Source organism: Cycloclasticus sp. (assembly GCA_040743155.1).
Classification (GTDB): domain Bacteria; phylum Pseudomonadota; class Gammaproteobacteria; order Methylococcales; family Cycloclasticaceae; genus Cycloclasticus.
In genome coordinates this window covers 2,035,442-2,054,505 of record JBFLJU010000001.1, presented here as the reverse complement: position 1 = coordinate 2,054,505, position 19,064 = coordinate 2,035,442, and the positions used below count along the sequence as shown (strand labels likewise).

15 protein-coding genes are annotated in these 19,064 nt (G+C 44.0%); all 15 read left to right on the top strand.

Annotation, left to right across the window (positions count from 1 at the left end):
* Window positions 1-161 precede the first annotated feature (161 nt).
* Window positions 162-1,610: a mannose-1-phosphate guanylyltransferase/mannose-6-phosphate isomerase gene (locus tag AB1Y31_09835; GenBank protein ID MEW4983472.1), complete on the top strand. Its 1,449-nt coding sequence runs from the start codon at window positions 162-164 to the stop codon at window positions 1,608-1,610.
* Complete coding sequence (locus AB1Y31_09830; GenBank protein ID MEW4983471.1) at window positions 1,607-2,977, top strand: phosphomannomutase CpsG; 1,371 nt, start codon at window positions 1,607-1,609, stop codon at window positions 2,975-2,977. The genes AB1Y31_09835 and AB1Y31_09830 overlap by 4 nt, the downstream gene beginning before the upstream one ends.
* The gene (locus tag AB1Y31_09825; protein ID MEW4983470.1) at window positions 2,977-3,762 is read left to right on the top strand and encodes an ABC transporter permease; all 786 of its coding nucleotides are present in this window, start codon (window positions 2,977-2,979) and stop codon (window positions 3,760-3,762) included. The genes AB1Y31_09830 and AB1Y31_09825 overlap by 1 nt, the downstream gene beginning before the upstream one ends.
* A complete protein-coding gene (locus AB1Y31_09820; protein ID MEW4983469.1) occupies window positions 3,759-4,976 on the top strand; it encodes an ABC transporter ATP-binding protein in 1,218 nt (405 codons plus the stop codon). Before AB1Y31_09825 ends, AB1Y31_09820 begins: the two co-directional genes overlap by 4 nt.
* Window positions 4,973-6,661: a methyltransferase domain-containing protein gene (locus tag AB1Y31_09815; GenBank protein MEW4983468.1), complete on the top strand. Its 1,689-nt coding sequence runs from the start codon at window positions 4,973-4,975 to the stop codon at window positions 6,659-6,661. The genes AB1Y31_09820 and AB1Y31_09815 overlap by 4 nt, the downstream gene beginning before the upstream one ends.
* Window positions 6,661-9,723 (top strand): glycosyltransferase, encoded by a 3,063-nt coding sequence (locus AB1Y31_09810; protein ID MEW4983467.1) that lies wholly within the window; start codon window positions 6,661-6,663, stop codon window positions 9,721-9,723. The genes AB1Y31_09815 and AB1Y31_09810 overlap by 1 nt, the downstream gene beginning before the upstream one ends.
* On the top strand, window positions 9,714-11,504 hold the full coding sequence (locus AB1Y31_09805; GenBank protein MEW4983466.1) for a hypothetical protein: 1,791 nt from the start codon (window positions 9,714-9,716) through the stop codon (window positions 11,502-11,504). Before AB1Y31_09810 ends, AB1Y31_09805 begins: the two co-directional genes overlap by 10 nt.
* A gap of 118 nt (window positions 11,505-11,622) precedes the next feature.
* Window positions 11,623-12,381 (top strand): UbiA prenyltransferase family protein, encoded by a 759-nt coding sequence (locus AB1Y31_09800; protein ID MEW4983465.1) that lies wholly within the window; start codon window positions 11,623-11,625, stop codon window positions 12,379-12,381.
* A complete protein-coding gene (locus tag AB1Y31_09795) occupies window positions 12,378-13,349 on the top strand; it encodes a lysylphosphatidylglycerol synthase transmembrane domain-containing protein (protein MEW4983464.1) in 972 nt (323 codons plus the stop codon). Before AB1Y31_09800 ends, AB1Y31_09795 begins: the two co-directional genes overlap by 4 nt.
* A gap of 1 nt (window position 13,350) precedes the next feature.
* A complete protein-coding gene (locus tag AB1Y31_09790) occupies window positions 13,351-14,646 on the top strand; it encodes an FAD-binding oxidoreductase (protein MEW4983463.1) in 1,296 nt (431 codons plus the stop codon).
* Between the two features lie 3 nt (window positions 14,647-14,649).
* Window positions 14,650-15,396, top strand: coding sequence for an SDR family oxidoreductase (locus tag AB1Y31_09785; GenBank protein MEW4983462.1), 747 nt, complete (start codon window positions 14,650-14,652; stop codon window positions 15,394-15,396).
* The gene (locus tag AB1Y31_09780) at window positions 15,393-16,037 is read left to right on the top strand and encodes an HAD family hydrolase (protein MEW4983461.1); all 645 of its coding nucleotides are present in this window, start codon (window positions 15,393-15,395) and stop codon (window positions 16,035-16,037) included. The genes AB1Y31_09785 and AB1Y31_09780 overlap by 4 nt, the downstream gene beginning before the upstream one ends.
* A 2-nt stretch (window positions 16,038-16,039) precedes the next feature.
* Window positions 16,040-17,077, top strand: coding sequence for a GDP-mannose 4,6-dehydratase (gene gmd / locus AB1Y31_09775; protein MEW4983460.1), 1,038 nt, complete (start codon window positions 16,040-16,042; stop codon window positions 17,075-17,077).
* Window positions 17,077-17,937, top strand: a complete 861-nt coding sequence (locus AB1Y31_09770) for a GDP-mannose 4,6-dehydratase (protein ID MEW4983459.1) — start codon at window positions 17,077-17,079, stop codon at window positions 17,935-17,937. The genes gmd and AB1Y31_09770 overlap by 1 nt, the downstream gene beginning before the upstream one ends.
* The gene (locus AB1Y31_09765) at window positions 17,938-19,062 is read left to right on the top strand and encodes a glycosyltransferase family 1 protein (GenBank protein ID MEW4983458.1); all 1,125 of its coding nucleotides are present in this window, start codon (window positions 17,938-17,940) and stop codon (window positions 19,060-19,062) included. It begins immediately after the preceding gene.
* The last annotated feature ends 2 nt before the right edge of the window (window positions 19,063-19,064 follow it).

The following is a 19,064-nucleotide window of genomic DNA, read 5'->3' as shown; positions in this document are numbered from 1 at the left end:
TATGAGAATAGAAGCAATCTAAAATATCGTTTTTAGTAGCAAAACGAGAAGTTATGATAGATAATCCCCTCCCCCTCCCCCCCTCTCTCTCCCTAAAGCAGTTATTCCAGTTGGGGTGGTTGTAAATCTATCAAAACAAGGAAGCTATGCCGAATGCTCGTATGGACTCATTAGAAAATGAATATGCTCTTATACCAACAATTCTTTGTGGTGGTTCAGGTTCTAGGCTTTGGCCTGTGTCTAGAGAAGCGCACCCCAAACCTTTTATCAGGCTGAGCGACGGCGAGAGTTTTTTGCAAAAGGCTTTTCTGCGTGGCGTGGAGTTGCCTAACGTCAAAGAAATTATGACGGTGACTAATCGTGAGCTGTTTTTTAAAACAGAAGATGAGTATGAAGAAGTCGATAGCTTGGTGGGCGACCATATAAGTACCAGTTTTATTCTGGAGCCTTTTGGTCGCAACACAGCTCCTGCCATTGCCGCGGCAAGTATTCAGGCTGCGGAAACGCATGGCGACGATGCTATTTTGCTTGTGTTAACGGCAGACCACTTAATTGAAGATAAAGAGTCTTTTGCTAACGCAGTTGCTAAAGCGTGCGAACTTGCCAAAACAGGGAAAATTGTTACGTTTGGCATACAGCCAACATCGCCAGAAACTGGCTATGGCTATATAGAATCTAGCGGGCATGATGTTATTCGCTTTGTTGAAAAGCCTTCGCTTGAAAAAGCAGAGGAATATCTTAAGTCGGGGAACTTTCTTTGGAACTCTGGAATGTTCTGTTTTACAGCCAAGTCAATGCTTCAAGAAATGGAAAAGCATTGTCCAGACGTTATTAACGCTACTAGAAATTGCATTGAACATGCAAGAAAAGTATCGGGAACTAAGTCCTGCCAGGTAGAAATCACCCCTGAATATTTTAAGATGGTGCCAGATGACTCCATTGACTACGCTGTAATGGAAAAAACGAGTAATGCAGCGGTCGTGGCTTGTGATATTGGTTGGAGTGATATCGGTTGCTGGCAAGCGTTAGGTGATTTAGCCAAAGCAGATGAAAACAATAACCGGATAAAAGGCGATGTGTTAATACAGGATAGTCGTAACTGTACTATCGAAAGTGAAAACAGAATGGTAGGCGTAGTCGGGGTAGATAACCTTGTTATTGTAGATACACCCGATGCACTTTTGGTTGTTGATAAGAAAGAGGCTCAAAAGGTTAAGCAGATATATAGCCAATTAAAGGCGCTTGGTCACGATGCCCACAAACACCATCGTACGGCATATCGGCCGTGGGGCACTTATACGGTGTTAGAAGAAGGCCCCCACTTTAAAATCAAACGCATTGAAGTAAAACAAGGTGCAAGCCTTAGCTTGCAAATGCATCACCATCGTAGTGAGCACTGGATTGTAGTAAGTGGCACGGCTAAGGTGATTAATGGCGAAAAAGAATTGACGCTTAAACTAAACGAATCAACCTTCATACCGGCCGAGCATAAGCACCGTTTAGAAAACATTGGATCCGAATGGCTAGTGATGATTGAAGTGCAAACAGGAAGTTATCTGGGTGAAGACGATATCGTGCGCTTTCAGGATGTTTATGGACGCGTTTCGTGAACCAGCTAACCTGCTTTAAAGCCTATGATGTCCGCGGTAAATTGGGCGAAGAGCTTAACGAAGAAATTGCCTACCGTATAGGCCGTGCATTTGCTCAGCACCTTCAGGCTAAACGAATTGTTGTTGGCGGTGATATACGCTTAACCAGCGAAGCACTTAAACAGGCACTTGCAAAAGGTATAATGGATGCCGGTGCCGATGTGATTGATATTGGCATGACAGGTACAGAGGAAATATACTTTGCAGCCTTCCATTTAGATGTGGATGGCGGAGTTGAGGTGACGGCCAGTCATAATCCGATAGATTTTAATGGCATGAAAATGGTTGGCAAAGGTGCTAAGCCTATCAGTGGCGACAGTGGATTAAAAGAAATCCAGCATACTGCAGAAAACCAAAAATTTCAGGAGGCCAGCAAGCAAGGCTCAATCAGCAAGTTGTCTATCCTAAATGAGTACGTTAACCACCTGTTTGGTTATGTGGCTACAGAAAAACTCAAACCCCTTAAGTTGGTCGTTAATGCAGGCAACGGTGCGGCAGGGCATGTAATTGATGCTATTGAAGTAGGTTTTAAAGAACGAGGTGTACCAGTTGAATTTATCAAAGTACATCACAAACCAGACGGTGCCTTCCCAAATGGAATTCCTAACCCATTATTAACAGAAAATCGCAAAGCAACTGCAGATGCGGTTAAAGCTAATGGTGCGGATATGGGTATTGCATGGGATGGTGATTTTGACCGTTGTTTTCTTTTTGACGAAAATGGTGAGTTTATAGAGGGCTACTACATCGTTGGTCTATTGGCCGAGGTGTTTCTAAAGAAGCATAAAGGCGAAAATATTATTCACGACCCGCGTCTAACTTGGAACACAATTGATATCGTCAATAAATCGGGCGGGAAACCGATTCAATCAAAAACAGGCCACGCCTTTATTAAAGAACGTATGCGCGCAGAAGATGCCATATACGGCGGCGAGATGAGTGCCCATCACTACTTTCGTGATTTTGCCTACTGCGACAGCGGCATGATTCCCTGGCTGTTAGTTGCTGAATTAATCAGTCAATCAGGTTGCTCTTTATCCAAGCTAGTGGGTGATCGAATGGCTGCATACCCATGCAGCGGCGAGATTAATTATAAGGTTGAAAATACTCAAGCCAGTATCGAAAAGGTCAAAGCGCATTTTTCCTCATTGAACCCAACCATAGATAATACAGACGGTATCAGCCTTGAATTCCCTAATTGGCGTTTTAGTTTGCGCAGCTCTAATACAGAACCACTACTGCGTTTGAATATAGAGTCACGTGCAGACGCTCAGTTGGTAAAGGAGTGCACAACTGAGATCGAAAACCTGATTAAAGAAGGTGCTTAATGTTTCGTAGTTTGTGGCAGTATCGCCATTTTGTTCTTAGCTCTATCCGTAATGAATTAGTGAGCCGTTTTGCGCGCAGCAAATTGGGGGGCTTGTGGATGATTATTAATCCACTGTCTCAAGTGTTAATTTATGCGCTCATTCTTTCCAATATTTTAGCCGCAAAATTGCCAGGTATTGATAACAAATACGCCTACGCTATTTATCTAATGGCCGGTTTGTTGGCATGGAACCTGTTTAGTGAAATTATCAGCCGATGTTTAACGCTCTTCATTGAGCAAGGCAACTTGATGAAAAAGATGAGTTTCCCACGCATTACACTACCAACCATCGTAGTCGGCTCCTGTGGGTTAAATAACATTTTGTTGTTCGCCTCTATGCTGGGCATTTTTGCTTTGCTTGGCCACCAGTTCAGTTTGGTTATGTTATGGCTAATCCCACTAACGTTAATTGTTATTGTGTTAGCACTGGGTATAGGTCTTATTTTAGGCGTAATGAATGTATTTTTACGTGATATTGGCCAAGCCTTCCCAATTCTTCTTCAAGTATGGTTTTGGTTTACCCCCATTGTCTACCCAGAAAATATCATCCCAGAAAGCTACAGGCATTTACTTGCATTAAACCCAATGTATGCCGTAACCAATGGCTACCATCAGGTACTGGTCTATAACAAAACGCCAGATATGGATGGCCTGATTATTATTGCTGCTATTGCCAGTGCGTTAATGCTACTTGGCCTATTTTTATTCCGGCGATCAAGCGCAGAAATGGTGGATGTGTTGTGAGCCTTCTAAGCGTAAAAAATGTAGGTAAAGCCTTTAGGTCCTACTCATCAGAGTGGAAACGCTTTGCACGGTGGTTTGGCCTGCCAGTAAAGCCGACTGAAGAGCATTGGGTGCTACGGCATATAAGCTTTGAGATTAACTCGGGAGAAGCCATCGGCATCATTGGCCAAAATGGTGCGGGTAAAAGCACCCTGCTTAAGATGATTACAGGCACATTGCAGCCCACAGAAGGTGAAATACAGATCAATGGGCGTATTGCAGCCATTCTTGAACTGGGAATGGGCTTTAACCCCGAATTAACAGGGCGTCAAAATGTATTTCATGCGGCAGGTCTCATGGGTTTTAGTGCCGAGCAGATTCAGCAAGCCATGCCCGATATCGAAGCCTTTGCCGAGATTGGAGAATATTTTGATGAGCCAGTGCGTACCTATTCAAGCGGAATGCAAATGCGAGTCGCATTTGCTGTAGCTACAGCCTATCGCCCAGAAATTCTTATTGTTGATGAAGCGCTATCGGTAGGCGATACCTACTTTCAGCATAAAAGCTTTAATCGTATTCGAGAGTTTCAAGAACAAGGCACTACATTATTGATTGTCTCCCATGATCGTGGGGCAATCCAAAGCCTGTGTAACCGAGCTATTCTTTTGGAAAATGGAACTGTAATAAAAGATGGTAACCCAGAAGAAGTGTTTGATTTTTACAATGCGCTCATTGCAGAAAAAGAGAACAGCACGGTAGAAGTTAGGAAGCTGGACGATGGGAAAACCCAAACAAGTTCAGGGACGGGGGAAGCGAAAATAGAGTCAATAGAACTCTTAAATCAAAAAAACGAGGTGATTGAATTTGTAGATGTTGGCGAGACAGTTTTGTTAAAAGTTAAAATAAAAATAAACCAACAACTGGCAGATGTAACGCTTGGCTACCTGATTAAAGATCGCCTAGGTCAGTCTGTATATGGCACAAATACGAATCTTTTAAAAGAGGATGTGGTTAACGTAATAGCGGGAAGTAAATTAGAGTTTGGGTTTACGTTTGATGCCAGTCTCGGGATAGGTTCATACTCGATTAGCGTAGCGATCCATGCTGGAGAATCACATATGGTAAAAAATTATGAGTGGCGTGATCATGCGCTTGTTTTTCAAGTTGTAAATTTGAACAAGTCCCACTTTGAAGGAGTGGCATGGTTGCCGCCCGCATTGGAGATTAAGCGATGACAGATAACTTTTATCGTGAATTTGAAGATAAGCACCGTGGTAGTCGAGAGCTAATAAAGTCAAGACTGGAGGTTTATCTGCCTTTTGTTAAGTTATTACTGCATAAGAGTTCGGCAAAACCTAATCGTGCTTTAGATTTGGGCTGTGGGCGAGGTGAGTGGTTAGAATTATTAAAAGAACAAGGTTTTAACGCGCAAGGTGTTGATCTTGATGAGGGTATGCTAGAAGCATGCGAGTTGCAGGGGTTTAGTGTCGAAAAAGAAGATGCAATAAGCTATCTTCACGGACAGAAGGATAATAGTTTCGCAGTAATTTCAGGCTTTCATATTGCAGAGCACCTACCATTTGATAAGCTGCGAACCCTTATTGATGAGTCATTTAGAGTGTTAACGCCAGGAGGCTTGCTGGTTCTGGAGACACCAAATCCTGAGAACATTGTTGTGGGCACTACCAATTTTTATCTTGACCCTACGCATGAGCAACCCTTGCCAACAAACCTATTATCGTTTGTTGCAGAGTTTTCGGGGTTTGTGCGAGTAAAGGTCTTAGGCTTGCAAGCGGCAAACTCTATAAAGGAGTTAGAGGAATCATCGCAGAGTCTCTCTTTAATGGATGTCTTAGGTGGAGTAAGCCCTGATTACTCGATTGTTGCTCAAAAGCAAGGACCCAAAAAACTGATTAGTCGGTTTGATGCGCTTTTTTCGAAAGAGTATGGCGTAACTCTCCACGAAATCACCAGTTTATATGAAAAACAGCAGAATGAAAGAGCTACGGTTTTAAATCAACAGGCGAGGGAGCTAGCAAATAGCGTCGTACACTTAGAGGGTCAATTAGAAGTAAAAGACGACGAGCTATCAACGCACCAAGCAGCCAATCTCTCGCTCCAAGAAGAGATGAATGCCACGAAGCCACGCATTGAACAGTTTATTGAATCGCTGGCCATAGCAACCAACACAGTGACGCAGTTAGAGGGTCAGTTAGGCGTAAAAGACGACGAGCTATCAACGCACCAAGCAGCCAATCTCTCGCTCCAAGAGCAACTTAATAATATAACGCAAAAATCAAATGAACAGAGTAACGAATTAGATGAGGTGAATTTTAAAATTGATGAGCTAAATCAATCTAGCCACCATTGGTGGACTATTGCAGATCAGCAGGGTAATGAATTAGATGAAGCTAGGGCTAAAATTGATGAGCTGCACCAGTCTAATCACCGCTGGTGGTTAGAGGTAGGTAGGTTAAAAAAAGAGCTACAAACAGTTTATAAAAGTAAATCTTGGCGCATTACTTGGCCGCTGCGTGCAATAGTATTGGTGTTGCGCTGGCTAATAATGCTGCCTTTTCATGTGCTTAAATGGCTTTTAAGGCCGTTGGTAGTAATTACTCTTAGACAGATCCTTTGTCGCCCGGTTTGGTTGATGAGGTTGAAAGGCACAAAGAATTGGTTTCCTAAACTGTATGAAAAAGCGAGAAGAATTGCTCTAGCTCACGGACTTGTTGGAATGCCCAATATTTCTAACTCAGAAAGTCAAAAGGGTTCGCTTCATATGTCGAGTATTGCTGAAGACAACGACAGCAATAGCAACATGAAGGGAGCACCTGAAAGTTTGTCTTCATCGGCAAAGGTAATTTACCTAGACTTACTGAGTTTGCAATTAAGCACGAAAAATGGAGAATTAAAATAATGCGTATTGTTATGGACTTGCAGTGCGCCCAAATTGATATTCGTCTTGGTGGAAATGGAGGTGATGCCGTTGCGCTGATAAAGCAGCTCGTGAACTCCGAAGGCGTTGATATGATTGTCGCGCTAAATGGTTTGCTTTCTTCTGAGCTGAATGCGCTTCGTAAAGCTCTTTCTGGTATTGTCCCCACAGAGAAGATACATGTTTGGGTGCCGCCGGAACTTCCGTGTGGTTCTACTTGGCACTTGAGAGTTGGTGAATTGATTCGTGAAGCATCTATTTCTAGTTTAGGGGCTGATTATGTTTTGGTGCCGGGGCATCTTGTAAGTGGTAATGAGGGAACTATGTTTACTTCGGGTCTGTTTTCTGGACGGGCTCCATCGATTGCTGCTAAGCCAACCATTGAAGATGCAGGCCTTACTGATCATCCACAAGTATTTGAACTCGATGCTTTGTTGCCGAGTTCAGATTCAATGTCTGAGCGAGCAAAAGCCATTATCTCATTTTGTCAGCAGCAACTCTCAAAAGAGGCTCCCCTAAAGGGTATTTCTTCGGCAGGTAAGCGACGAAAGCTTGCCTTTGTTTCGCCTTTGCCACCGGAGAAAAGCGGAATTTCTTTTTATAGTGCGGAGTTAATTCCCGCGCTAAGTAAATATTATGACGTCGACGTTGTTGTCGCTCAGAAAACTATTTCAGATGAATGGATTACTGAGAATTGTCGCGTATTGACACCTGCCATGTTGATTGAAAACCAGCATTTGTATGAGCGTGTTATTTACCATTTCGGTAACTCCCCTTTTCATTCGCATATGTTTGATCTGCTGGAGCAGGTTCCTGGTGTTGTAGTGTTGCATGACTTCTATCTGGGCGACCTGATGTACTATATGGAAGCCCATGCCGAAAGGACTCACTGGTTTACAAGAGGGCTTTATGCTTCTCATGGATATAAGGCTGTCATTGATTATTTTACCCAACAAGATGTCCACGCTACGCTTAAAGAGTACCCGATAAGTTATAGTGTTTTTGAGAAATCTCTAGGTGTTATTGTTCATTCTAATTATGCAAAGGCGTTAGCAGAAGAAAGGTATTACAAAAACAATTTTTTCCGTTGCTATGAAATACCATTGTTGCGTGAACCTGCCTCTCAGTTAGATAGACCTGGGGCAAGAAAACGTTTAGGAATTTCACCCCGTGATTTTGTTGTGTGTAGCTTTGGCCTTCTTGGAAAGCATAAGTTAAATGGCCGCTTGCTTGATGCTTGGCTATCATCAGCACTTGCACCGCAAACTGAGTGTAAACTTTTTTTTGTAGGTGAGGTGGCGAGTGATAGCTACGGTAAGTCTTTAATCAACAGTATAAAACGATGTGAAGATGTAGAGATAACAGGCTGGGCTGATGACGAAACCTATAGAGATTTTTTGGCTGCTGCCGATGTCGCAGTGCAATTACGTTCAGAGTCTCGAGGCGAAACTTCTGCGGCCATTTTGGACTGTATGAATTACGGACTAGCAACAATCGTAAATGCAAACGGGTCAATGGTAGAACTGTCTAAAAACGATGTTTTGATGCTAAATCATGAATCAGATAGTGATGAGTTGGTTAAAGATTTAAGTGCGGCGCTGGAGAAATTATGGCAAAGCCCCAGTGCAAGAAAGGCCTTTAGTGAAAACGCGGCTTTGACGATTCGGTCGAAGCATGCCCCAGGAGCATGTGCCAAGCAATATGCTGAAGTTATAGAAAAAAGTAGAAGCTTATCCATGTGTAATCAAAAGGCTCAAATAGCCAAGATTGCAAGCCTTGGAACGCCACCGCTAGACAATAACGAACTTATTGATCTTTCAGAACGCATGGCGCAAAGCCTGCCATTATTAACAACAAAGAAGCAGTTATTTGTTGATGTGACGGTGACGGCTGAAAATGACCTGCGAACAGGTATTCAGCGTGTGGTTCGCTCAATAGTGGGTGAATTCATTAATATGAACCTCAGTGATTATCGGGTTGAGCCGGTATATTTGTCGTCAGAGGGGGGGCGGTGGCATTACCGCTACGCAAGAGAGTGGACAGCAAAAATGCTTGGTGTTTCTTCAGAGTGGGCGGTGGACGAGCCGGTCATGCATGCTTCTGGTGACCTATTACTGATTGCGGACTTCCTATCAGGAATACTACCCGAGGTGATGCGTTCAGGCCTATATGATAGGTTGAGACGAGACGGGGTGGAAGTTAAGGCAATCGTTTATGATATTTTGCCGCTCACTCTGCCATCTCAATTTCCTGCAGAGGCAGAGCTTAATCATAAGTATTGGCTTGAATCGGTACTTAAGCTTGATGGTGCGGTTTGTATTTCTAAGTTCGTTCAGGGTGAACTCGGAAAATGGGTGCAAAAGAACAGTAGCGTTGATCTTAATCAGTTTTCGATTGACTGGTTCCACCTAGGGGCTGATATTGAAAACTCTGCACCAACAAAAGGCTTTCCGAATAATGCTGCTGCAGTGCTTCGGTCGATAAAAATGGAAACAAGTTTTCTAATGGTAGGAACCTTAGAGCCACGTAAAGGCCATAGTCATACACTTAATGCTTTTGAGCAGCTTTGGTCGAATGGTGTTGATGTCAATCTAGTTATTGTCGGCAAACAAGGCTGGATGGTTGATTCAGTTGCAAACGCTATTCGTTCGCACTGTAAGTATGGTTTACATCTGTTTTGGTTAGAAAGCATCAGTGATGAATATTTAGAACAAGTTTATGAAGCGTCTAGTTGTTTAATCGCAGCCTCTGAAGGAGAAGGTTTTGGCCTGCCTCTTATTGAAGCAGCTCAACATCAATTGCCAATTATTGCTCGTGACATTCCCGTATTTAGAGAAGTTGCAGGTGAATATGCCTTTTATTTTGACGGGACAGAACCAGATAGATTAGCTGCAGTAATTCAAGATTGGTTAAAACTCTATAAATCAAACAAACACCGAAGCTCAGAATCAATGTCTTGGCTTACTTGGTCTGAAAGTGCATCGTCGCTTTTAAGAGCGCTTGGTATAAAAAAACATGGAAAAGGGTTTTCAGTATGCGGATAATCAATCTGATTCTACAAGAGAGAGCGGCATTATTTTTGTTTTCTTTTTGCGCCATTTTTTATTTAAGTGCACCTGTAATTCAAGTGAGTGATTCAAACTATTCTATGATGGTTAGCCAGTCATTAATTGACTACGGAACAGTCAGGCTTGATGGATATAATATAGAGAGAAGTGAGCCCTTTTCTAAGCCTGGTATTGTAAAGAGTGGGTATCCATATCAGGTCGAAGTGAGCGGAGAAAAACTTTTCTACTACTTTCCTCATGGGTCTTCAATTCTATCTGTTCCATTTGTAGCAGTATTGAATGAATTTGGTTTAAGCGCCGTCAATGAAAACGGCACGTACAATCTCAAAGGCGAAGCAAAAATTGAACGAATTTTAGCAGCATTTTTAATTTCAATTACGGTCACTATTCTTTACTTTACAAGTAGGGTTTCACTGAATAGACCCTTCAGTTTTGCGGTCGCGCTAACTGCTGCTTTAGCAACGCCACTACTGAGCACCGCATCCAGAGCAATGTGGGCGCACACTTGGCTTTTGCTGCTACTATCATCAGTAATTTTTCTTGTTTGGCGAGGCGTACAAGAAAAAAAATCACCCAATCCAATGCTCCTTGCCACGCTTGTTGCATGGATGTACTTTGTACGGCCAACATCTAGTATCAGCACTATTGCCGTAAGTGTGCTGGTGCTGGTTTATTTCCGTCCTGTTTTTATTACCTACTGTTTGATTGGGTTGGCATGGCTTGCAGGGTTTTTATTATACTCTCAATATAACTTTGGTACTTTTCTTCCCTCTTACTATGCTGCTGGCAGAATAGGGTCAGATACCTTCTTTGTTGCTTTGGCTGGAAATATGATAAGCCCTGCAAGAGGTTTGCTTATTTATTCTCCATTCATCTTTTCTATTGTCATAGCACTGTTAGTATTTCGCCAATACGTTCAGGAAAGATCATTAGTCTTTGTTTCTGTAGCAACAATAATTCTGCATTGGGTCGTTGTCTCTGGGTTCCCACATTGGTGGGGCGGCCATTCCTATGGTCCTAGGTTTATGACGGATGTAGTGCCCTGGGTTATGCTTGTTGCAATTATTTCATTACAAGCTGCTAGTACTGGTGGGGAAGTGAATGACAAATGGAGCATAGTAGGCTCGAAAAACACACTACCACATGCTGTTGGCGTTGTGATTTTGATAGCTATTAGTGTGTTCATGCATGTTCGCGGGGCTTACAGTCATGATGCTTCGATATGGAATGTTCGCCCAAACAATGTTGATGAGCACAGTGAGAGACTTTGGGACTGGAGTCATCCACAATTTCTTGCTGGTTTTATCACCCCTGAGATAAGTAGAGATTTCCCGGTATTTAAATCTGGCGAGTCCATTTTTTTGAATGACTCGGCCGCAGAACCTTACCTTATTTCTGGCTGGAGTGGGCCTGAGCCAAATTTTCGGTGGACTGAAAGCAATGCTGCGCGATTTGGTTTTAAGTCCTCGGTTGGGAGGGCTATTGCGATCTCGTTAAACATGGCTCCGTTTGTTACAGCAAGCCATGATAAGCAGCGGTTACGTATTGAAGCAAATAATAAGTTTGTCGCCGAATTCGTGTTTGGAGAACAACCTATGTCAGAAATTCGCTTTGTTATACCTCGCTCGTTTGTTAAGGAGGCCAACCTAATTACATTACAAATTCCGGATGCTACCTCGCCAAAGACATTAAAAATTAGTGAAGATGCTCGCAATCTTGGTATAGCGGTTGAATCATTTACTATTACAGGGCTTTGAAATGAGTAATAAGTTTATTAAATTAATCCGCCCCCACCAGTACATTAAGAATAGTTTCGTTTTACTGGGCGTGGTTTTTTCGGGTCAATGGTAGCAGTCAGTACTTTATTCTGTAGGGATTGCTTTCCTCTCTTTTTGTGCGGTGGCTAGCGCGGTGTATGTACTCAATGATATTCTCGATATCGAGGCAGATCGTCAGCACCCTACCAAGAGAAATCGACCGTTAGCTTGCGGCGCCATTTCCTTGCGTATGGGTTGGTGGTTGAGTGGGGGATTTGCAATGTTGGCTTTCGCGCTTGCTTCCTTTGTAAGCCTATGGGCGTTCGTCTTTGTTCTTGCTTATGCGTTATTGAATATCGGCTACTCGTGGCGCTGGAAGCATGTTGCTGTGCTGGATGTGTTTATTATCTCCACAGGGTTTATGCTGCGGATTCTCGTTGGAACGGTGGGGCTTAGCATTGCACCCTCGTCTTGGTTATTACTGTGCGGGCTGATGCTTACCCTATTTCTTGGTTTTGCCAAACGAAGAGCCGAGTTGTTGGCGCTAGAGCAAGCGGGTGTTCATGATCGTGCGCTGACACGCCGGGTTTTGGATGACTATAGCCCAATGATGATCGAGCAATTTATGGCGATTACTGCAGCATGTACGATCCTGACCTACAGTCTTTATACCGTTAGCACTGAAACAGTTGCGCTACATGGTACCAGTGCATTGATTTATACGGTGCCGTTTGTTGTGTATGGAATTTTCCGATATATTTTTCTTTTACATCTTAAGGGGAAAGGGAATGATACTGCTCGAGATCTATATTCCGACCGGCATCTTCTTTTGACTATTACTGCATGGGTTTCTGTAACCCTGTTTGTGTTGATATGATTACTTCCTTTCTAAAAGGGCGGCAGGTACATGCTCTAATCGCATCCATCGCGTTAGCAGCGTTTGGTTATCTTGCTTTCTCACTCTGGGGTGGCTGGCAGGATGTGCTTGACGCCTTTGCTTCAGTGGGGCTAGCCGGGATGGTTATAGCACTTGCATTATCACTTGTTAATTATGGTCTACGCTTTGTACGCTGGCAGATGTACCTTTCTGCTCTGGGTAATGCGGTAGGTCATGGACCAAGTGCGGTTATTTACGTGGCTGGGTTTGCACTCACCACCACACCTGGTAAGGCTGGAGAAATGTTGCGGGGCGTTTTTCTTGAAGCACGTGGTATGTCGTTTACAAGTAGTACAGCGGCTTTTCTGAGTGAACGTCTTTCGGATTTGGTTGCAATTGTTCTTATGACTTTATTAGGAGTGTCACTTTATCCGCAAGGAGGGGGCGTGGTAATTTTTGGAGTGGTACTTGTAGGGGGTGGGCTGCTACTTTTATCTAGAGTTGGCCTGTTGACTAAGTTGTTGGCGCGGTTTGCAAACCGCACCAGTAAAATAGCACGTGCTGGCCATCATGTGCTGAAGATGTTGATCGAAGCCCGCCGCTGCCACACGCCACGGCTTCTAGTGCTGGCGACGACCTTAAGTTTGATCGCGTGGTCAGCTGAAGCTTTTGCTTTTTATTTAATCTTGCATTGGATGGGGTTCGAGGTTAGCTTTGCATTCGCATTCTCTGTTTATGCGCTTTCTATGCTGGCTGGTGCGCTTAGTTTTCTCCCTGGAGGCTTGGGCGGTGCTGAGGCAGTTATGGTTGCGTTGCTCATATGGGCAGATATACCCGAGGCGCAAGCTGTCGCGGCGACAGTAATCATACGCCTAACTACGCTCTGGTTCGCGGTAGGGTTAGGTGGGATAACGCTTTTTTCTGGAGGCCGAGTATTACGGAATGATGTAGCTTCGGTGAATACCTGACATGATGATAACATCTTGGAACCGTTATCCATTAGTTAGCCATACTAATGTGCTGGATGCTGTTCATCGTCATGAGTCTTTGCCCATCACGAGCGGACCTTTACTTGCTTTTGGCAGTGGGCGTAGCTATGGAGATGTTTGCCTGAACGAAGGAGGGGTACTGCTTCGCACACGGCGGATGGATCGATTTATAGCCTTTGACGAATCTACGGGGGTGCTTGTTTGCGAGAGTGGCGTACTCCTAGCTGATATTTTGGATCTTGTCGTTCCCCAAGGGTGGTTTTTGCCAGTTACGCCAGGTACGCGCTTTGTTACCGTTGGAGGAGCTATCGCCAATGATGTGCATGGTAAAAATCATCACATACAGGGTAATTTCGGCCATCATGTTCGCAAATTTGAGCTGCTCCGTTCTGACGGAGAACGCAAACTGTGCTGCCCGGACAAGAACATCGACTGGTTTCGGGCAACTATAGGTGGCCTCGGTTTGACGGGGCTTATTACTTGGGTGGAATTGCAGCTGCTACCTATCATTAATCCATTTATGATCACTGAGTCGAAACGATTTCATAGTTTGGATGACTTTTGGGAGCTTAGTGCTGAGGCTGAATCGCAATGGCCTTATACCGTGGCCTGGATTGATTGTACCGCTACAGGCAAACGACAAGGTCGAGGAATTTTGATGCTAGGTCAGCATGCTCCTGCGCAAGCCGATTTGCCTACATGGAAGGAGCGCCCAAGACGCTTCCCCGTGGATCCGCCTTTCTCCCTCGTTAACACTCTCAGTGTGCGTGCTTTTAATCTGTTGTACTATAACAAGCCTATAAAAAAAGGGCTGGCTTTAACGCATTACAAACCTTATTTCTATCCTTTAGATGGAATGCTTGAATGGAACAGGATGTATGGCAGAAAGGGATTCTTCCAGTATCAATGCGTATTACCTCCTGAAGCCAGTCAAGAGGGTATTCGTGACCTGCTTAACATCATTGCAAATAGTGGAAGCGGGTCCTTTCTCGCCGTACTAAAAACATTTGGAAGTAAAATATCACAAGGTATGCTATCTTTTCCGCGCCCTGGCGCGACTTTGGCGCTGGACTTTCCTAATCAAGGTAAACGCACTCTGCGCTTACTAAATGAGTTGGACGCCGTGGTGCGTGAGGCAGGTGGCGCACTTTATCCCGCCAAAGATGCGCGTATGCCTAGTGAGTTGTTTCGCTCGGCGTACCCCTTGTGGGAACAGTTTAGTACTTTTATCGATCCACAATTCTCGTCCAGTTTTTGGCGGCGAGTGAAGGAGTAATTTATGAAACGATTTATTATTTTTGGGGCTACCTCGGCTATCGCGTGTGCTTGCGCTCGTCTCTGGGTGGCTCAGGGGCATAGTCTCTTTCTTGTCGGACGTGACAGGGCCAAACTGGAAAATCAGTTGGCGGATTTACGCGTACGTGCCTCCCCTGGACAGTATTTAGACAGCATGTCCGCTAACCTGAACGATCTTGAGCAGCATGAGAGTATATTTTCTCGTGCCGAAGCGGTATTGGGTGGAGTCGACGTGGTTTTCATCGCCCATGGTACCCTGCCAGATCAAAAGGCTTGTGAGTTATCTGTTGGTCAGACAATGGACGAGATACAAACCAATGCGTTGAGTGTGATTTCACTGCTTACTTTGGCCGCGAATCGGTTTGAAGCGCAAGGCTCAGGTGTTATCGCTGCTATTAGTTCTGTGGCGGGTGATCGTGGCCGGCAGAGTAATTATGTCTATGGGGCAGCTAAAGGCATGGTAACCATATTTTTGCAGGGTTTGCGAAATCGGTTGGCGAAAAAGGGTGTGGCCGTAGTGTCGATCAAGCCCGGTTTTGTCGATACACCTATGACTGTGCAGTTTGATAAAAAGGGGCTATTGTGGGTGCAGCCAGAAACTATTGCCCAAGGTATTGTGAAAGCTGTCGAACAGCGGCGAAATGCAGTTTATTTACCTGGGGTTTGGCGTTGGATCATGCTGGTTATTCGACATATTCCCGAAGCGATATTTAAGCGGCTTTCTTTATGAATAAACAGGTCGCCTTCTTTGACTTTGACGGTACATTGACTAATGGGGACAGTCTAATTCCATTCCTACGAATGGTTAGAGGTACTCCAAGGTTTGCACTTGATTTGTTGGTTGCTTCACCATGGCTATCTGCTTATGCTGTGGGCCTTATTCGCAATGATATGGCTAAAGAGGTTTTACTTCGTAAATCGATTGGAGGGACTTCGCTGGATGATTTACGCGCGCATGGACAATATTTTGCGGAACATTTTGTGGCGAAAATGCTACGTGCGGATATGATGGAACGCTTGCACAAACACCTGGAACAGGGTGACTGTTGCGTGTTGGTTAGTGCTTCGCTAGATCTTTATCTCGAGCCTTGGGCGAAAATGATTGGTTTTGATTATTGCATCACTTCATCTCTGGTTATCGATGCTAATGGTACTGCTACAGGAGTATTGCGAGGTGGCAATTGCTTTGGTGAGGAAAAGGTTCATCGAATTAAGCGTCTTCTAAATAAGATTGGTAGACCTTCTCGTAGCTATGCTTATGGTGATAGTCAAGGCGATATCCCGATGCTTTCTATGGTAGATGAGGGTTACAGGGTTCAGAAAAGCATTAAAGCTTACCCAAATATAAAACATCAGGAGTTTAAAGAATAAATATGTCAAAAATTGCAATTATCACGGGTATAACAGGTCAAGACGGTGCGTATTTAGCAGAGCTTCTTTTAGATAAGGGGTATAAGGTTTTTGGTACCTACCGTAGAACAAGTTCGGTGAACCTTTGGCGTATTGAAGAGCTTGGTATTCAGAATCATTCTAACCTGGAGTTAATTGAATATGACTTAACTGACTTAGGCTCTAGTATTCGGTTGTTGGAAACAACGCAGGCGACAGAGATATACAACTTAGCTGCACAAAGCTTCGTGGGTGTATCATTTGACCAGCCTATTACCACGGCGCAGATTACTGGGCTAGGTCCTGTGCACCTATTAGAGGCTATTCGTATTGTGAATCCTAAAATTCGCTTTTATCAAGCATCAACCTCTGAAATGTTTGGTGAGGTGCAAGAGATTCCTCAAAAAGAATCCACTTCTTTTTATCCTCGTAGCCCATATGGTGTTGCAAAGCTTTATGCGCACTGGATGACGATTAATTACCGTGAGTCTTACGGTATTTTTGGGTGCAGTGGTATTTTGTTTAACCATGAATCGCCGTTACGTGGACAAGAGTTTGTGACGCGTAAAATTACTAACAGCGTGGCTAGAATTTCATTGGGCAAGCAAGATGTTTTAGAGCTTGGCAATATGGATGCAAAGCGTGACTGGGGTTTTGCTAAAGATTATGTTGAAGGCATGTATTTAATGCTACAGGCTGATAAGCCGGACACTTATGTATTAGCAACTAACCGTACTGAAACGGTACGTGACTTTGTTACGATGTCCTTTAAAGCGGTTAATATTGAGCTGAACTGGCAAGGTGAGGGGGAAGCTGAAACGGCTATTGATAAGACAACAGGTAAAACAGTTGTTAAGGTGAACCCTGCATTTTATCGACCAGCTGAAGTTGAATTGTTGATTGGTAATCCTCAAAAAGCAAAGGATGATTTAGGTTGGGAGCCGTCAACTACTTTAGAAGAACTTTGCGCGATGATGGTAGAAGCTGATTTACGTCGAAATAAGGCTGGGTATTCATTTTAATGCGAGTATTAGTGACGGGGCTTAATGGTTTTACAGGGCAACACCTAAAAACCGAGCTTGAAGCGAATGGACACGTTGTTATTGGCTTACAAGCAGATTTAAATGAATATGACGCAATTGCCGCTGAAGTAAAGCGAATACAGCCGGAAGCGGTTGTTCACCTTGCAGGGGTTGCCTTTGTTGGGCATGGTGATGCGAATGCATTTTATCAAGTGAATTTATTAGGAACCCGTAACTTGCTGAGCTCTTTGGCGGAACATGCCTCTTATGTACGTGCGGTGTTGTTGGCAAGTAGTGCTAATGTGTATGGTAATCGCTCGGAAGGTATTTTGGCTGAAAGTGCTTTGCCAGACCCGGCCAATGATTATGCGGTTAGTAAACTTGCGATGGAAAATATGGCGCGGTTATGGGCAGACAGGTTACCACTGTTTATTACGCGACCATTTAACTACACGGGTATTGGGCAAGACGATAAGTTTTTGATCCCTAAGATAGTGGCGCATTTTCGTGAGAATAAAAAAGTTATTGAACTGGGGAACTTGGATGTTTCTAGGGATTTTGGGGATGTTCGATCCGTATCGGAGGCTTATAGAAAATTGATGGAGGCTTGCCCGGTAGGTGAAACCATTAATGTTTGTTCTGGGAATGCTTATACCTTACGAGAAGTTATTGGCTTGTGTGAAAAGATTACTGGGCAGCAGATTGAAGTCCAGGTGAATCCTGATTTTGTTCGTGCAAATGAAGTGCGGGTTCTTGCGGGTGATAATTCACGATTGAGACAGTTAATAGATGGCTGGCAGCCATTGGAATTAGAGGCAACACTGCGATGGATGTTGAAAGACGAAAGGATGGTATGCTGAGTGAAGGTTGGTGTTGATGCTAGGCTGTTATCACGCCCACTAACGGGTATAGGGCGTTACACTTTAGAAATGTGTCGTGCTTTACTTAAGATTGAAAATATTGCTCTGTACCTTTATAGTCCGTCGCCCATTTCAGACGATGTGAAAGCAAATTTGACAGGTGCGCACTTTAGAGAAATAAACTGGCGTCATGGTGTATTAAGGCAGCTGTGGTCTGAGAGTTATTTGCCTTTATGGGCAAAAAAAGATGAGGTGGATGTTTTTTGGGGGCCGTCACATCGGCTTCCTCGCTTCTTGCCAAGGAGTATTCCTAGCGTTGTTACTATCCATGATCTTGCATGGAAGTATGTTAGTGAGACGATGCGTTCAGCAACATATCTGCTGGAGAGACTTCAAATGCCTTATGCAGTACGTTCAGCCGATGTTGTTGTTGCCGATTCTCAGTCAACAGCGAGGGCGCTTAAACTTGAATATCATCTGAGTTCTAAGCAATTGCTGGTTATACCTTTGGCCGCAACTTGTACCCCAAGTGACATCTCTTTCAATATGCTTGCTGAGTATGGCATTCATGCTCCTTACTTTCTTTTTGTAGGGACACTGGAGCCACGTAAGAATCTTACTCGTCTACTAGAAGCCTATGCTCTTTTGCCAACAGAGGTTAAAGCTCAGGCGAATCTAGTTATTGTGGGTGGTAAAGGGTGGGGTGATGTAAATGTAGCGGATGAGGTTACTCGTTTAAGTTTGAGTGAGTATGTCAGACTGCTGGGCTATGTGGATGAGGAGCTGTTAAGTGCGTTATATTCACATGCTGAATTCTTAGCCATGCCTTCTTTGTATGAGGGATTTGGGTTGCCCTTACTTGAGGCGATGGTGCATGGAGTACCTGTTTTAACGGCGGATAACTCGTCTATGCCTGAGGTTGCAGGTGATGCGGGGTTGCTAGTTGATGCGCAAAATATTCATTCGATAGAAAAAGGCTTGAGGCAGCTTATTCTCAATGGAGAATTGCGTGGCAAACTTGCTGAAAACGCCAAAACAAACGTGGCTAGGTTTAGTTGGGATAGTTCGGCTCGACAACTAGTTTCTTCTTTTGAAAGGGCTATTACCTATAGGCGTTTGGCTTAGTT

Excerpts from the sequence above, each read along its gene's own strand:
- AB1Y31_09835 (MEW4983472.1), top strand. The coding sequence starts at position 162 with ATGGACTCATTAGAAAATGAATATGCTCTTATACCAACAATTCTTTGT.
- AB1Y31_09825 (MEW4983470.1), top strand. The coding sequence starts at position 2,977 with ATGTTTCGTAGTTTGTGGCAGTATCGCCATTTTGTTCTTAGCTCTATC.
- AB1Y31_09815 (MEW4983468.1), top strand. The coding sequence starts at position 4,973 with ATGACAGATAACTTTTATCGTGAATTTGAAGATAAGCACCGTGGTAGT.
- AB1Y31_09810 (MEW4983467.1), top strand. The coding sequence starts at position 6,661 with ATGCGTATTGTTATGGACTTGCAGTGCGCCCAAATTGATATTCGTCTT.
- AB1Y31_09805 (MEW4983466.1), top strand. The coding sequence starts at position 9,714 with ATGCGGATAATCAATCTGATTCTACAAGAGAGAGCGGCATTATTTTTG.
- AB1Y31_09795 (MEW4983464.1), top strand. The coding sequence starts at position 12,378 with ATGATTACTTCCTTTCTAAAAGGGCGGCAGGTACATGCTCTAATCGCA.
- AB1Y31_09790 (MEW4983463.1), top strand. The coding sequence starts at position 13,351 with ATGATGATAACATCTTGGAACCGTTATCCATTAGTTAGCCATACTAAT.
- AB1Y31_09785 (MEW4983462.1), top strand. The coding sequence starts at position 14,650 with ATGAAACGATTTATTATTTTTGGGGCTACCTCGGCTATCGCGTGTGCT.
- AB1Y31_09780 (MEW4983461.1), top strand. The coding sequence starts at position 15,393 with ATGAATAAACAGGTCGCCTTCTTTGACTTTGACGGTACATTGACTAAT.
- gmd (MEW4983460.1), top strand. The coding sequence starts at position 16,040 with ATGTCAAAAATTGCAATTATCACGGGTATAACAGGTCAAGACGGTGCG.
- AB1Y31_09770 (MEW4983459.1), top strand. The coding sequence starts at position 17,077 with ATGCGAGTATTAGTGACGGGGCTTAATGGTTTTACAGGGCAACACCTA.